This window comes from Flagellimonas marinaquae, assembly GCF_023716465.1.
Taxonomy (GTDB): Bacteria; Bacteroidota; Bacteroidia; order Flavobacteriales; family Flavobacteriaceae; genus Flagellimonas; species Flagellimonas alginolytica.
The window spans coordinates 1533481-1552000 of record NZ_CP092415.1; the positions used below are offsets into that span (position 1 = coordinate 1533481).

3 protein-coding genes are annotated in these 18520 nt (G+C 43.6%); all 3 read right to left on the reverse strand.

The features are described from left to right. Positions 1-2: 2 nt before the first annotated feature. The 3 genes from MJO53_RS06945 to MJO53_RS06955 are packed head-to-tail and all read right to left on the reverse strand — an operon-like array spanning position 3 to position 18511. Positions 3-14165 (reverse strand): T9SS type B sorting domain-containing protein, encoded by a 14163-nt coding sequence (locus MJO53_RS06945; protein WP_252080997.1) that lies wholly within the window; start codon positions 14163-14165, stop codon positions 3-5. Positions 14166-14176: 11 nt separating this feature from the next. Then, positions 14177-16246, reverse strand: a complete 2070-nt coding sequence (locus MJO53_RS06950; protein ID WP_252080998.1) for a PorP/SprF family type IX secretion system membrane protein — start codon at positions 16244-16246, stop codon at positions 14177-14179. Between the two features lie 6 nt (positions 16247-16252). Beyond that, positions 16253-18511 (reverse strand): gliding motility-associated C-terminal domain-containing protein, encoded by a 2259-nt coding sequence (locus MJO53_RS06955; RefSeq protein ID WP_252080999.1) that lies wholly within the window; start codon positions 18509-18511, stop codon positions 16253-16255. Positions 18512-18520: the final 9 nt, after the last annotated feature.

Here is an 18520-nt window from a genome sequence, read left to right on the forward strand (position 1 = left end):
TGTTATTGTCGATATAGTGTAAAATGGCCTACAAACTCGCGGTCGTCCAATGGACCTTCCAGTTTAACAACGTACCAGTAATCTCCGGTAGGCAATGGTTTTCCATCGTAATTGCCATCCCATCCCTGTACGTTTCGGGTCATCTCTTCCACTACTCTACCATAACGATCATAAATTATAATTAGTACGTCCGGGAACCCTTCAATGTTGTCAGGTAGCCATATATCGTTGAGACCGTCGCCATCTGGGGTGAAAAAGTTCGGAAATTCAACATCTATGAATTCCATAAAGATCTCCGCAGTGGCCTCACATCCATTTTGATCAACAACGGTTACAGTGTAGGTATCCGTTCTGTTGATGTAGAATGTGTTTTCGGTTCCATTATCGATATCGTTGAAATAGAACGTATAGTCTTCTACACCACCATCAGCTATTGCTGTTATCTGGTTGATGTTGTTATTCTCCAAGGTTAATGTCAATGGTTCAAATGCTTCGATAGTGAAGTCATAAGTCGTCATACAACCATTGGCGTGGGCTACGGTCAGGTAATGATCGCCGGGTGCCATATTGGTAAAGTCGGCCGTTAATTGCATATCTGCCGGATCGGTGGAATCCAAAGCGAACATTAAGTCGTTGGTAATGGATTCGTCCTCAAAAGCAATATTCAAATAGTTATCCGGAACAATATCACTACACTCGTACATTGGTGTAACGGTTGCCGCTAAATTTACGCCAGGATCAATTTCAACGATTACATTGGTTTCACAACCTTGTGCATCCCTTACAAAAACTACATGGGTTCCAGCGGTCAGATTTTGGAACAAGAACTGGTCCTGTACAAAATTTTCATCTGCTGTTGAGTTTAAACTGGTTTGGTAAGGAGCAGTGCCACCAGAGATTTGAACTTCAAAGGATCCATCGCCGCTTTCAAAACATACCTCGTCCATAATGTTGATGGTCTCGGCAACTACCGGTTCTGGTTGTGTAAGTTCAAATTGGAAGGTGATAAAGCATCCGTTTTCATCCTGGGCAATTACATCGTAAATACCTGGTGCCAAATCTGTAAAGGTGTTTTCGGTATCGAACTGATCTAGATTTGGTGAAATGGCGTAAAGTATCTCACCAGTTCCTCCGGAAACTTCAACAGTAATGGTTCCGTCCTCCATACCAGAACAAGTGATATTGGTAAATTCTTCCCTATCGACAACCAAAGGATCTGGATCAACAATGGTGATTACAGGTGAAACCTCAACACAGTCTACGCTGGTTACTCTTACATAATAATCTCCTGCCATTAGTCCGCTAAAGGTTCCACTGGTTTGTGGCCCATTTACTAGATGGGTCAAAGCTGCATCACTGAACAATTCGTAGTTGTAATTGCCCAAACCACCGGTTGCGCTTGCAATAATGGTCGCAGAAGCTTCGCCCATACAATTGATGATGGCTGCAGAATCGTCTATTTCGAGCATTAGGTCTGGCACAGCATCTACGGTTACCTGGTTGGATATCATAGCATCACAACCGTTGGCATCTCGAACATAGTATTGGTATACTCCAGGTGCTACATCGAACGTATGAGTGTTTCCACCGCTCATGGCCGTAAAACTTATGCCATCCGTACTATAGAAATAAGGGGCTGTTCCACCGGCCGCACTCAATAGGATCTGTGCATCGTTGGTACAGGTCATTCCACTTAATTGGATCAAAGATGCCATAACCTCTGTTGGTTCGGTAATGGTCACTTGAGGGGTTTCCACACCACAGCTCCAGCCATCGGATACGGTTATGCTGTATATTCCAGCACCCAATCCTGTAAATGTATCACTGCTTTGTACGCCAGTGGTGAACTGGATGGTTGTTCCGGTAGCATCATAAATATTTAATTGGTATTGGTAAACACCTTCGCCACCTAAAACATTATCAGCCCAAACCGCAGCACTATTGTCGCCATAGCACAAAAGATCTATTGGGGCAGCATCAATATCCGCAGTAATCGGAATGGGTTCCGTTAGGGTGATCGTTCTATCTTCAACACATCCACCATTGTCCGTAACACTTACCGTATAATTTCCTGCAGATAAACCTGTAAACACATGGCTTGCAACATTGTTTATGGTATATACCTGTGTTGTAGTAGTGTTGGTCAATACAATGTTATAAGGTGCATAACCTCCTGTAGGAGCTATCAATATTTCTCCTTGATCATTGGTACAGGTTACATTGGCCACTTCTTGTGGTGTATAATCCAATGCTGAACTTGGCGATATTATGGTAATGGTATTGGAATCTTCAATACATTCCGGATACCCGGTTTCGGTTACACGCACAAAGTAGTTTCCACCTACCAATAATGGATCGGTTATGGACATTGGATTCGTGGTTGTATTACCACTTCCCGATATACCAGTTGTTGTACCATCGGCATTGAATACTTCATAATTGTAAGTGCCAGTGTAACCAGTTACATCAATTTCCAGAGTTCCTGCATCACCAAAACACATAGCAGGCGATGTTGCCGTGGCCACAACGTCAATGGTATCGTATGGAGCTATGTTGTGTGTAGTCTCCACATAGCAACCGGTAGTATCATTGGTAGCCCTGAATGTATAGCTTCCAGGTTCTGTTAACTCAAATGTTGCTGTTGTTCCTGTTGAGGTTGTGATTGCTCCATAAGGATTTCCAACAGGCAACAATTCAAAAGTATAGGTGTCGCCACCGATGAATTCAGTAACTGTTAAGGTCACAGTTTCTGGATCAACACAAGAAATGGCAATATCTTGATTTAAGTTTAGGGTAAATGTGTTCAGAGGTTGAACAGTTATACTATCCGGATATTCACATCCATTGGCATCCCTAACAATATAGTTGATGGTTTGTACGGTCGTATTGTCCACAACATTGAAAGTAGCATCGGAAGTGAAGCTGTTTCCTTCAAAACTATAGGTATAGGGTGCTGTTCCTCCAAGGGCCGAAATAGTTATAGTGGCTTCGTTTACACTATTACTTGGGCTACAAGCAAAATCTGTCGCAGAGGCAGATGCTGTTAATGCAGACGGTTCGCCCACGGTTACATCAAAAGAGTCTTCACATGCTCTTGAAGAGATTACCCTAGCTTGGTAATTACCTGCAGGCAGATTATCAAAAACAGGACTCGATTGAGCAAATCGGTATGGATTCACCAAATCCGACATTTCATAAAGTTCGTAGGTGTATACAGGATCAACTACGGTAGCAGGATCGAGTACAACGGTCAAACTTCCGTCGGAACCTCCATTACAGCTCACATCTTGTATGATAACATTATCGATGATCGGATCAACTTTATCATCCAATTCTTGGGTAACTACATAAGTACATGGTGTGGCAGTATCATTATCTGTTACCGTAAAAGTATACACACCGGGCATGGTTAAACCTGTAAATACTCCTGTAGTGTTTGTTGGAAGTGGCGTTGAACCATCCGGGAATTCTACTTCGAATTCTAAATTTGTAGATCCACCGGAAACATTAACAGTAATTTGTCCGCCTGGATCGCTAATATCACAATCTATAGGTTTAACCACAGTTGTATTGGCTGTCATGGCATCTGTAAGAACTACTGGTCCAACAGTTGTGGTACAGGACCACTGATCGGCGATCAACACTTCATAGGAACCAGCTCCAAGACCTGAGAATATGGTATTTGTTTGTGGAGAACCAACATTTGTTCCATCTTTAATTAGTTGATAGGTATAGTTGCTTCCTTGTCCACCTGCTGTTCCCACCACTTGGATTTCACCTTGCAGATCGGTACAGTTTTCCACATTGATTTGCAATGTGGCAGTTATCGGATTAGGATCGGTTAAGGTTACGGTATCCACCAATTCTTCACAACCACTAGAATCGATTACCCAAGCTTCATAAGTTCCAGCAACGAGTCCGGTAAAGTTTGGACTGGCCACATAGTCACCGAGCACTGTTGGAGAAGAAGTACCTACATAGTAGGAATATCCGCCCCATCCACCGGCAACATTGGTAATCTGGATGGCACCATCGTTGCCCAAACAGGTAATATCGGTTACTACCGTGGCTCCGGTAATGGCAGCAGCTGGACCCGCAATAGTGAAGGATTCGCTGTACAGACATGCAGCTCCCGGAGGATTGGTATCCGTTACTTCGATATAATATGTTCCTGCAGCGAGTCCTGTGATGGTAAAACTTCCGTCGGTATCTGTACCTGTTGTAATGGTATCGTCTCCCAGATTGGTCGGAGTATTTAAGAAATCGTAATACAGTGTATAACTTGTAGCACTTGCATAGGTTGTGCTGAAAGCGTCAACAAGGTTCAGTTCCACTTCGCCATTAATGTCTCCAAAGCAAGTAATATCTGTGGTGCTTACCACATTCAAATCCAAAACTTCTGGATCGGCCACTTCGTGTGAAACAGTTCTAACACATCCTGTTACTGTGTTTCTAACTTCAAAATTGTGTGTTCCAACACTCAATCCTGTAAAGACTCCGGTAGGCTGGAATATACCAGAAGGCAATTCCCTAAATTCATAATTGGCCGGATGCGTATTGGAATTAGTGATAGATCCTACTGCGGTAATGGTAATATCCTCGCCAGTGGCACAAGTAGCAACTGCATCAACCGTAATAATCGCGTTGTCCAAGCTATCAAACGGTGCAATGCTAGCTGTGGTTGTGCCTATACAACCATTACTATCATATACATTGATGGTGTAGTTGCCACCGTTGATATCGGTTTCGGTATACACAGGGTTGTTACCCGATTGAACCACTACAGATCCCGCATCGTTGATAAATTCATAGATAACATAGTTTCCACTACCCCCTATTATAGAAGCAGTGTCCACGGTTATGGTCGCGTTGTTCATGTTGTTGCCAACACTACAACCGAATTCAACTACTGATGCGTTTACATTGGTTATGGCATCTGGCTGGGAAATAACGATCCCTGTAATATCAAAGGGACAGTTATTTGCACCAATTGCTCGTACATCGTATGTTCCTGCAGGTAAATTTTCAAAAGTATTTCCATTTAATACAGCGCCAACAGGCATGGGTGTTAGGGTATATGTCAATGGAAGTATACCATTGTCCACAGCTGTTAGGGTAATGCTACCATCGTTTCCACCAAAACAGGTTACATCTACATGGGTTTCTGTAAAATCTGGAATAGGTGCATCTGGAACTTCTATGGTTATGGTTTTAGGACAGTTCGGTGGTGCTGTACCCATGTCGTACACAATCACATCATAACTACCGGCAACTGCTGCGCCTGTCCAAGTAAATTGATTGAAAGCATTCAATGTAAGAACACCTCTTGCTACATCATTGGTGCCTGGTCCATCGATCATATACTCATAGTTTCCAGATCCCGAGATTACATCGATCAATAGTTCAGCATTACCGGCAGCACCAATTTCACAATCCAATGCTACTGTTTGTGTAACCGTAAACTCCAAAGGTGGATGAATATCAAAAGTTTCTGTTTCGGCACATCCGTTCAGGTCTCGAACAGTTATTGATTGACCTGTACTTGAAGATAGGTTGGATATTAAATATTGATTGCTTCCATTGAATGTAAAGTTTTGGAATGCGCCACCATTAATACTAATTTGGAACGGTGCCATGGCCACTGCTGGGTTGTCCAACGTAACCATAACCTGGAATAGTCCTTCGTCCACACATTCATCTATTATGGCCAGAGAAATATCCGGGCTTGGATCGAGTAGAACGGTAACGGGATCACTTTGTATACAATCGTTCGCATCTTTTACATACACAATGTAATCACCAGCTTCTACATTGGCCGTGTTACTGCTTGTCCATCCAGCGGTAGCAGCTGTAGGAGCGGGGTCGGTATCCAATAAATACAGATACTCGTATGGAGCAAGACCAAATTGGGCCGATGCGGTGATAACACCTGCATTTGGATTACAGTTGTCGTTAGTTGGTGAACTAGCTGTAACATCTAGCAAAGTAGGCGCTTGTTCAATAAGGAATTCATCAGAAGCAATTACACAACCAGCGTTAGGTCCATCGGCCTCTTCGAAAAGAATGTAGTATTCTCCGGGGCTCAAACCTGTTGCTGTATCGCTTTCTGGGCCTCCGATTGCACCCGATATTGTATCCGATATACCTGTGGTAGTATGGGTATTGGTGTAGAAAATCTCGTAATTCACATTATTTCCACCATAACCGGATATGGTAAAATCTACTGTGCCATCGGCAGCTCCTGTACAAGTTATATCGGTTGAAGCATCTATAGTTGATACCAAAGTAGAGTTGGTAGCCACAGGAACGGTTGCTTCCTGAATATATTCACAATTGGTATCCGTATCAAAAACAATAAAAGTATAAGTTACACCGGGGGTAAGACCTGTGAACAAGTGGGTGTTGTCCGGTGCTGGTAGCGGATCTTCCGGGAACCATGCAGGATCGGCCGCATTGAAAGCCGGAGCAGGATAGATGGCAAAATAGAATGTTCCTACACCCAAAGTTCCATTGGAAGCTTGAGCCTCAACAGTCATTTCACCGCTACCAGGCGTACAGCCCGAAGCCCCTGCCGTGGTTATCAATATATCCGGACCTGTTGTAATGGTAACCGTTGATATGTTTTGACATCCATTGGCATCAGTAATTTGTACGGTGTAATCTCCAAAATCAAGACCGGTAAAGGTATGATCATTGGTTCCCAAAGAAGTATCGTAGGTAAGGTTTACACTGAAATCAGTGTTGTATACCTGATAGATATAATCTGGTGTTCCTCCTGAAGCATCAACGGTTATGGTTCCCAATTCGGTGGTCGATGCAACACATGTAAGATTGGTGTGCGTTACATTTGGCAAAATAGGAGTTGGTTCAGAAATAACCACAGGGAACGGATCGGAAACACAACCTTTATCATCGGTTATGGTTACTTCATAAGACCCTGCTGGCAAACCTGTGGTCTGAGTTCCATAGTTGGTAGGCCCACTTGTTTCTACTACATTAATGGTGTATGGCGGAACGCCAACCGAGGTATCGATTACAACGTTCAGAGACCCGGTACTATCACCAAAACATAAGATATCTGTTGGGATAACATTGCTGATTACAGGTTGGGTTGCCGGAGTTACTATAACACTATTTGTTACTGTGGTACAAGTAGCTGTATCGGTAACACGGAACTGATAGGTTCCATCGGTATTTGTAGTGAATACGTTTCCAGTGAACCCGGTTGCAAAATAATTGGTTCCTCCATCGTTGGACCATTCGTAGGAATAGCTACCGGAACCACCAGTTGCATTAATGGTTATGCTGGCATCGGCCAAACAGGTCAAATCACTGTTCAACGATGCTGAAGCGGTCAATGCTGGATTAATGGTTGCAGTATCCGTGGCTGTACATCCAAATGCATCTCGTACGTCTATGGTATAGGTTCCTGCCGTTAAGTTTTCAAAAAGGTATGTTGTACCGTCGGTTGGTGTGGGCGTCATCCAAGCACCGCCATTCAAACTAAATTGATAGGTATCGTTTCCATCGGTAACATTTACTTGAATACTTCCATCATTATTTCCACTATAACAAAGTGTAGGTGTTAGATTAAAAGCGATGGTTGCCGGAGGATCAATTGTTATATTGGTCGTGTCCTCACATAAATTAATATCCCTTGCACGGATCACATAATCCCCTGCGGCAAGTCCGGTAAACACATTGGAAGTTTGGAAAGTTGTGATTATACCTCCCAGATCATCTTCTAGCTGATATTGATAAGCAGGTGTTCCATCGGTGGCCGTGGCCGTGATGGTTGCACCTCCGTTGGTACAGGTCAGTACATTGGTTATTGTTGCGGTTACATCCAGAATATCGGGCTGTGTCAAGGTTTGGTTCAACACCACTGAACAGGCAGGGTCCCGTAGATCAACTATGTTGATGGTATGTGCGCCTGCTGCGAGTCCGGAAACAGTTATAGGACTGGCAAATTGGGCGGCCGATACAGCACCGCCATCCACTTGATACGTAAATCCGATTGCTGGATCAAAGTTTTCAGCTTCAAAAACGATAGTTCCGTCCGCAGCACCATTACAGGAAATATTGGAAAAGGAAGTAATGGCACCATCAAAGGCATGGCCATCTTCAACTGTTACATTCAAGGTTAAGGAATCGGTACAAACCTCGGGTATTTGGTATGCTTCGATGTCGTCAATGGCTATATCGTTTCCATTGATTACCGCAGAGTTGGTTCTAATAACGATATCCAGATTGGAGTTTGCCCCAGGGTTAAGGTTTACGGTATAATTGTGCCAATCGTTGGCACCTGTGTTTTTTGGAATATTTCCTGTGGTTGTACTGGCAATAACTGTTCCGCCTCCATCTACCAACTGAATTTCAATAGTTGGGTCACCACCACTGGTTCCATTACGCAATAGGTTAAACGCATATAGCGAAACAGTGATATCACGGTTGGGTACTACTTCTACTCCTGTTTTTTGGTAAACGATTCCACCAACACCGGCTACTCCACCCACATTTATGGCCAAGAACCTTCCATTCGCCACTCCAGTATGATCGTTTGGACTTTGCCAAGAAGGATAAGGGTTTACAATATTTTGAGTTACAGAATATTCACCATCTTGAATATGTGTGTCCGCACCAAAACCTGCACATGCGCTGGCACTGCCATCTTGCGGTTCGTAACAGTAAGCAGGGTCAATTTCGGTGATGCTTGTATTTGGTCCCACCCCAAAATTTTCGGATAAAAGAATACTGGGTGAAGGGGCTATGTTACTGGTGTAATTTACCGTAATGGTATGGTTGCCCACGGGTACGTTTGGAAATACATTATTGGTATCCGGTGTGTTAGGCGTACCATTAATTTCGTAAGTATAGTCAAAATCGGTGCTGCTTGGTGTTACCGTAATGGTTCCTTCACCATCACACTCGTAATCAATGGTTGTGGTTGCGGTAGGAGGTGTTGGTTCTGGATCAATGGTTACGGACATTGGATAGGTACACAAGTTGGCATCTCTAATGTAAAGTGTGTGTGTCCCCGGCAATAGATATCCAATGGAACTTGTCCCATAGTTGGAACCGCCATCAAAACTGTATTCGTAAGGAGCTGTACCTCCAATGGCATTGGTGATACGCACCTCAGCACCCATTCCAGGGAAACATTCTGCCAAGGCAGTTACCGCGGCAGAAGCCGAAAGGGTCAAAGGTTCTGTAATGGAGTAAATTTGGGTCACCTCGCAATTATTGGCATCGCGAACCCTGATATTATAGCTACCCGCTGCTTGATTTACAAAAATGTTGGAAGTTTGATAGGTGGCCCCATTGTCAATGCTGTAGGTGTAAGGTGCTTCACCACCTGTCGCAGTTATGGTAATTTGGGCTTGAGCTTCACCACTACAAAGAATGTCCGTATTGGCAATGGTTAAGGCCAATGGATCGTCTTGAAGAATGGTAATATCGTAAACGGCCTCGCAATATCCTGCGGCACCATTGTTATCTCTTACGTACACATCGTAATCTCCTGCCCCAGTAATAGTAATGGGGTTTGCAGCTGCGAAATCTCCAGCGGTTGGTGTAGCCCCATTATTTACAATGGCATATACGTAATTTCCATCTCCTCCGGCCGCTGTTACGGTCACATCCGTATCTGTTCCACAGGCTGTTATGTTGGGCGCTGATGCCGTTACACTAAGTTCTGGATCAATGGTGATTGATGCCGAATCGGTACAATCGTTCCCATCCCTAACATCAATGGTATAGGTTCCCGGACCGAGGCCTGTGAATATATTTATGGCCACGAACGGACCTCCATTTAGGCTGTATTCATAATTTCCATCTCCTCCAGATGTAACATTGGCCGTTAAAGTCAATCCCGTGGCATCGTCATAACAAATATCGTTCGGAACAATATCCAAAACCGGTGCAATGGCTTCCGTTAGTGTAAAAGTGTCCGTAAACACACAACCATTGGCGTCGGTAACGGTGTAGGTATAGGTGCCACCAATATTTAAACCGGTGAACAGGCCGTTAGCTTGTGCTGTTGGCAGTACGTATCCTGCTGGGCCAGCAGTAATTTCGTAAGTATAACTTCCCCATCCATCAGCCGCAACAATATCTACCGAACCATTGGCCACACAGGTGGGTTGTGCCACAGTAACTGAAGCGTTGAGTGCTGCAGGCGGAGCTACAACGGTAACACTTGCGGTGTCCGCACAGTTGGTAAAGTTATCGGTAACGGTAATGGTATAGGTTCCTTCGGCCAATCCAGAAAGGGTGATTGTTCCATTGGTTTCGGCGGTTCCCGAAAATGTTGCAGGACCAGTTACGGAATAATCATAATCGGTATTGAAGTCGGATACATTGTACCTTATTTCTCCATCTGAATCACCAAAACAGGTAATGTTGTTCAGCAATTGACCTGTTACTGCGATTTCCGTTACAGGGTCAATGGTAAAACTTTCATCATAGAAACAACCATTGTTATCGGTTACCCGGAACATATAGGTTCCTGGAGACAGACCTGCAAAGATTGCATTGTTTCCGTTGTTTACTGCACTAACGGCAGGGGAAATAATTTCATAGATCAAATTAGGCGTTCCACCTGTAACGGATAGGGTTACGTCCGAAACAAAAGTCGGACAAAGGGGGTCGGTTGCCGTAAAACCAATATCGGTGGGGGGGTCCAATGGGTCTATGGTTACCGGATCGGTAACAAATGTACACCCGCTATCGTCTCTTACGGTAATGGTATAGGTTCCATCCGTTAGATTGTTAAAAGTAGGTGAAGCAACAAAGTTGACCCCGTCTATGCTGTATTCGTAAGGAGCGGCACCTCCTATTACGTTTTGTGCTTCAATAATTCCATTTTGCAGACAAGTGTAGTCTTGTGTCAAAACTGCGTCGGCAGTTACACCTGATGCCGGACCACTTATCGTAAAGGTCTCAATAAAATCACAGGATATGCCGCCCTGTGTTTGGGTTATGGTCAGAGAATAATTTCCTTGAGGTAAGTTTGTGAAAGAACCGGAGGTGTTGGATGTGGTCGAGGTATCGGGATAAGTCAACGTATAAGAAAGACTATATCCGTTGGAGTTGGTCACATTTACGTTAAATGAACCATCGTCTGCCCCGAAACAAGTTTCGTCAACCACGCTAGTGGTATATTCCACCGCAGGAGAAACTGAAATCACAGCGCTATTGGAAATGGCATAACAGCTATTTCCGTCCACGACCACGAACTCGTACGTTCCTTCCTCTCCGTTGGTAAAGGTAAAATCGGTACTGGTCTGGTAAGCGCCGGGAGGAATATCACCAATATCGGTGTATAGGTCTGTGCCGTTGTAGCTCCAAATAGCGTAGTAATAATCAGGGTTTGGGAATCCGCCCGATCCGGTCACAGAGATAATACCATCGGTACAATCTATGTTTTTTGTGGTCAAAGCGTTTACTGCCAAATCGGTTACATCGTTAATGGTAACTTGTTCGGTATAGTCGCAACCATCATCTGTGGTTACGGTTACGTCGTAAACACCATCGTTCAGATTTTCAAAAGTGTAATTGTTATCGTTGGTTGGTCCGTGGGTATCCACCACGGTGCCTCCACTTGAAATTTCGTAGTAATATTGCGCCTCAACATTGAGAACGGAGATGGCAATTTCTCCCAACCCGTTACAATCGGTGTCTTGGGGAACAACATCTACCTGGAAATCCCTATCCAGAATACCGATATTGTCCAACACAAAAATACAACCATCGGTTACTCCTTGTTGTCTTATTTCCACCATGTAGGCACCGTTGGTGTCAACATCAAAGCTGGGGCTGGATTGGTAAGGAGCTATAATCGTTCCTGTGGTCTGGTTCACCAATTGGAACTCATAAGTCAAAGGGACATTGGTAACGGTGATGTTTCCATCGGTATCACATATAATATCGCTGCTGGTGTATCTCGGATCCAAGGGGTTCTTGTAAATATTGAAATAGAACCTACTGAAGCATCCATCCTCATAATAGATTACCAATCTATATTGGCCAGTGTCCGAAGCCAAGAAATCGTTTCCGGTATGAACCACATTCCACGTACAACCGGTATTTGTGTTAGCACAACCATCTACGGGGTCTCCACAGCTAGATTCGTCCAGTTGTTCCCAATCGATTCGTGTAGCATCGGGAATGTTAATCTGTAGAAGTTCTGTATCGTTAAGTCCACACAAGAAAATTTCGGGCAGTTCACTACCGTCGTTGGGGCATATTTCAATATCACCATCTATGCTGTTCGATGGGTCGTTGATCAAGGCTGTAATTGGGTTGGATTGAACCGAACCAAACAATTCTACGGTAATTATTTCTTGAAAGTCTTTACATGGGTCGGCCACTTGCTTGTCCACAATATAAGTGCCAACTTCTGTAACCAACATGGTGCTGGGATCCGTATCTGAATCGGCATCGGTAATAACCGTATCGATTCCTATATCAATTTGATTGTTACCGTTTTCGTCGCGGTACCAAATGTAGTTGTCAAAGTTATCTCCCGCGTTCAACAATACATCCTCACCACAGAGTTGTACGGTCCTACTAAAGTTACACGCGCTAAGGTCGTCCAACAAGAAATTTGTGGCACCAGGAGAACCAAATCCACAACCATCAAAATCGTAAACACTGGGGTCGTCGGTAATTTGGTTTGAGTTCAAAACACCCTGATAAGTGGAATATGCCAAATTTTGAATGATATCCGTACAGGCATCGATAAAGTCGAAACAGTTTTCGGCCACTTGTACCCGCATACGGATAACTGCTGGTGGATCTCCTTCCTCAACAATATCATCGGGAATGGTAAAAACTATGGTTCTGGTTGCAGGATCGAAGGTATAGGTTACCCCAGAGGGCATGGTTATACTGGATTCGTCCAAGGTCACATTTATGGGAAGAACGTCCCTTATGGTATAATTTGTGGCATCGTCGTTTCCTACGTTTTGGAAAGTAAGCACATAATCCAGATATTGACCTAGGTGCACACCTTGTCCAGTAATATCGTTACCACCTATATCCTCGACAGTTTTGGCCAAGTTGATAGATGGTTCAATGATCTCCACATCCAAGGAGGTGAAGAAAATATCGTATTTATCCTGTGAAGACGAAGCTCTTAATGTTGCCCCTGTTTCTCCGTTGGGTATTACGGACCGGCTTGGGTTTGGAATGGTGAACAGATCTACGTCCCAACCCAAGGTGTTGATACTATTAGGGTTACGATTGGTTTGAATTACCCCTTCGTTGGTAATATTACTATTAAAAAAGTTATTGGATGGATTTGCCGTGTTGGACAATGTGGTGAAAGACCCATTGCTATCTGCTCTAATGGACAGTCGATCCCCGGTAATACGGTTATCTCCTTCCAAGGCGGCTACACCAAGTTTTGCGTTTACCGGGAAAGGTGCTGGCAAAGTGGTAAATCCGCTAAAGGGAATATCTACTGTTTCTCCGGATTTAATACCGGCATATCCGTCAAAAGTAGTGATGTATTTTCCTGGATAGGTCGGGTTTTCATAAACGATCACTAAAGACCAACCTCCGGAAACGCCTCCAGTAACGTTATCTCCCGAACTGGCCCGTACATTGGCCACGGTATATTCTCCATCTGGATTGGTCAAGCCCGTTAATATAGATGTTACATCTTTATAGCAGGCATATGGAGCGTAGCTGCCAAAATCGGAATCTCCATTACCATCAAAAAGAATTTCATCGGCAGTTAGATCTACGTAGCCGGCACCTGGCACCCTAAACTTGATTTCGTCAAAATCTGTCTGGCGGTTGTTATCTCTATAAACGGCAGACCAATATAGTCCCGCATATCTAATTCTTGAACAATCCGAATCTGGTACTGCCAAAGTTGCACTACTTGAGCTAAAGGTACTAGGGTCGCCATCAACATCAATATATTGCATGTTGAGGTCATCGTTGTAACTGGAGCTTGAACCAGTGCTATTGTATGGATCTTCCGGATCTCTATTGTTGGAGTCCCGGTTTACTATATTATTGGCAATAAACGTAAGGTCTCCCCTAATTTCGTTTGCGTAACGAACATCGAAATCGTTTTTTACTTGTGAAAATCCCGCGTATGCAAACAGGAGTAAACAAGTAGTTATGCCCCACCTGAGTAGTGATACTTTCATAAGCGTGGTGGTTAAATGGTTGTGTTTGGTTTTATTCGCATGATCCACATATCGTCTTCATACGATGCGTTGAGTTTGGTATAGTAAGAGGTCAATGCATTGCTCCAAGTATCGTGTTTTTTTAAGTACACATACCTGTGCTTGTCCTGGGGGCTTATAAAGTAACTGGCATGTAGTCCTCTGGCATTTAGTTCTTTAACAAATTCTTTCGCGCTTGTAGAGTTTTCGAACACATTGGCAATAATGTAATACCCTTCGGGCAATCCTTCTCCAGAATGGGTTCTTATTACCACATGGCGTTTTCCTCCAGAATTTGCTGCGATGTTTTTGGACAACAAGCTATTTCCATATTTGGATTTTTTAGTATTGCTTTCTTCATTGTATCCAGCAATTGGCGAGTTTCCTCCGTTTACGTTCATTACCCAGGCGTCTCCTTGGTAAGTGCCGTTCATTTTTGTGCGATAGGCATGTAAGGCTTCTTTCTTGTCGTTAAACTCGGCGATATAAACATAGTTGAGTCCGTTTTTTGGATTTTCAAAGTAATCGGCCTCAATGCCTTGTGCCTGTAGTTTTTCTATAAAAGAATGCAGGTTGTCCTTGTCCCTAAACACATTGGCGATCAAGTAATGTCCGCTTTCCACATTTGGAACAACATGAGCTTTGTATTTTACTTTATTGTTTTTTGTATTTCTATAGGTTCTGTCCTGTTTTGCCCTTGCAGTTGAGGCATAGGCCTTATTGGTATTATCCTTTGCCTCGCTGATCTTTATTACCTTTTTGGTAGCTGTAGTATTGGATAGACCATGGTTGGCAAGCGGTTGCTTTTTTCTTGTTACGATATCGGCACTGTCCATATTGGCGAAGTACACTTCTTTGGCCTTTTCCTCCAGCTCCGGGTTTTGTCCACGGGTTTCGCGCTGTACCATTTTCATAACGGTCTCAAAGCGTTTTTCAAGATCTTGCCTACGGTTGGATTCTATGGAATCTTGACGCATGAGCAATTCATCGAGAATGGCATCGTTTTCTGCCAATTTATCTTTTAATTGGGCTATTTCGAGGTCTTTATCGGTAATGCTTAAACTGTCCTGGGGTACATCTTCTTCGTTCGACACTAAGTCTTCTCCTTCTTTTTCCAACATTACCCTGTCTTCCGTTAGATTGGGGGTAAAGGAATAGGCGAGAGAGATTTCGTGGGTGACCCCAAAGTTTTCGAACTCGTTGGACAATCCTTTTTCTACTGTATAACCCAGCGATATATTTTTGGTAAGGTTAAATCCTAAACCTGCCGACGCACCATAAAAGTCATCGTAGCCAGCTTGCACCCACCCTAGTTTTGGTAAATCCAAGATAAGGTTACCACCAAGGGTAATTTCTTCTTCACCTACTTTGCGCACCCTTGCCAATGGCATTAAACGGGCCTGCTCCATAATACCTGTTCCGTTTTCGAACTGATGGGTATATTGTAAGTGACCGGAATAGGTTTTTTCGTTAAAATCGGTTACCGATTCGCTGGTTTTAAGATTATAATCGAAAAGGTTCTCTGCAAAGCCACCAATATCGAATTTACCAATAGAGAAGTTGAATCCTGGTTGAAAGCTTACCAAGGAGCTACTTTCCAAGGTATTCAAAAACGGGTCATCTTCAACAGAGTTTACCCGATCTTGGTTAAATGCACTTTGGTAGTAGCTAACATTGGCACCAAAAGTAAAAGTACTGTTTGTGCTTAACCTGACACCATAGGCGTAGTTGGCATGTACACCAAAATTATTGAACAGCCCTTCCCTGTTGGTGAACAAGCTTAAACCCACACCACTTCTATCGCTAACTCTACCACTATAGCTCAAGAAGTAAACCTGGTTGTTGTCATCAAAAGATACCGATTGGTTTCTATGGAATAGATTGATGTACGACTTGTCTTCCCGAACCGTGGAAAAGGTGGGGTTCAACAAGAACCGATTGAACTTCATAAGGTTTTGAGAAGGCACGTTATAGGGTACGTACACTTCCTCTTCCTGTCCTCTCGTTGGTGAGAAGGCAAGTAGCAAGAAAGTTAGTAATAGTAGAGGTTTGTTGATTTGCATTGCTGCTTATTTAATAACTGTGATAGTTCCTTGTTTAAGGCTTTTACCACCTCGCGTGATCTTGTAATAGAAAATCATGCTCTGTTTGTTAAAGGATGTGGTGGATTGAGGCCAATTATTTTCGTAGCCGGCTTGGCTGAATACCTGTTCTCCGCGCTCATTAAATATGGTAACGAGAACGTTGGGGTCTCTGGAATAAGTGTTCGGCAAAATCCATAGGTCGTTGATTCCATCACCGTTCGTAGTTATAACGTTCGGTATAGCAAACATATCCCTATAGGTTATTGTGATCACCTTGCTAAGGGTACATGTACCAAAGCTGGCAATTAGCAAGTATTCTCCTTCTTCTGTAAAGTCGTAAGAATTACTGGATGATATTAGGTTGTTGCCAGCATCGTACCACTCATAGGAGTCGGCACCGCTAGCGGTAATTGTTTCGGTTTCCCCTTCGATTATGATGAGGTCTTTGGATTTATCCAGTACCAGTAAAGACTCATCAAAATTAGTTATGGTCACCTCATTGGAAATCAATGGACAATCATTTGTGTTTATGATCAATTGATATACACCGGCAGCGGTTACGGTAAGTGCTTCAGAAGCCGTATCTACTACGGTACCATCTTTTTGCCATTCAAAGGCTTGGTCGGTAAGATCCAATCCACTATTTAATACAATAGCTTCTCCTCCTTCACAGAGCACCGTGCTATTTGCGGTTATTGCCAAGGATTCATTCGAAGCTAGTCGAACTTCAAGTCCATTGGAAATAGCATCAAAAGCGTCTATAGATCCAAATAAGGTATAATTTCCGTTGCCCTCTTGATCGGATATGGTGATAGTTTTGGAGTTTTCCCCAGCTATGTTGGTACCTTCTTGCTTCCACTGGTAACTGAAAGAACTTTGTAGATCGGCCGTAACATCTGTTTTGGAGCCGTTTTCGCCAACTGCATTTATAGTCGTTAAGCTCATGGTTGCGTCGGTACTGGCGCAAGAAGTGTAAGTGCCCACATAGTCGATTACGAGTTCAAAGGATTCTGGCGAAACCACTGTTGTAGTAGCGGAAGCCAAAGGTGCCGGGGTACACGGACCACCATTTTCGGTTACTTCTACATAGTACTCACCCACAGTATCAATATCCAAAGAACTATTGGTTGCATCGGTAATGGGCGAACCATTTTTATACCATTGATAGGTAGCATTGGTCGCGGTGGTACTTACGGATAAGGTTTTATTCTGAGACGGAAGCAAAACAATATTTTCTTCATGGTCCAAAGTGATATCAAAAGAACCTGAATTGGAAACAACAACTGCGTTAGAGGATTCTTTGCATATTCCGGAACCTTCTATTTCTACAACATAAGAACCTTCAAACCCTGAGATGTTGGCATTTACTGTATACGAGCTACCATCAACCGTAGGGCCGCTGACTATATTTCCGTTTTTATACCAGGTATAGGTATAGCCCATTCCGCTAATGTTCGCCTCCAAAAGATGTGTTGCACCGGGACAAACCTCAATGGAACTGGCTCCGTTAATAGCAAGCCCAGAACTGGTTCCAGTTGTTATTTCTATGGTATTGGACAAGGTGTTGGCCGAGCCCGAACAATTGCCATAATCTAATTCTACGTAGTACATTCCAGGATCAGAAACGGTGATGCTCTCTGATTTTTGAGGAAGTAGTGTACCGCTTCGATACCAATTGTAGATATAAGAATCTGCATTTGGGATATTGTGCGGCTTTAAGGTTACCGATTCTCCCCCACAGATTTGAATCTGGCCTCCGGAAGGGATGGTTCCGCTCCCGTTCTCACTAATTAGCAATGGTGAATTATAGTCGATAAAGTACATGGAAAATGCATCAGACGGCGGACTGGTCTTGGCCGGGCTGGTGCTGCGTACCCTCATTTTAAAGTTGTCACCTCTCATGTTCGTTGGCAGGGCAAACTCAAACTCAAAATCAAAAGTTCCGTTTTTGTCGCTAACCCTGGCAAGTTCGGTAGGTGAAGAAAAGTATCCATCGCTATCCGATAATTCAAGGATAAATTCGTTGCTACTGTCCACCATGGGCGGTAGCCAAGTAAAGTTTACGAAGTATTCGTTAAAACCTGCCGATGCACAAACCGCGGTCCAAGCGGAGTTTCCGGCTAGGTTGGGGTTATCTGCGGGTACAGGTTTGTTGAGAATTTGAGCGTGTACGCTCAGGGTACCAAATAGCACAAAAGCCAAGGCCAGAACTAAAATGCTATTTGTTGAATTACTTTTTTTCATCACCGTTAG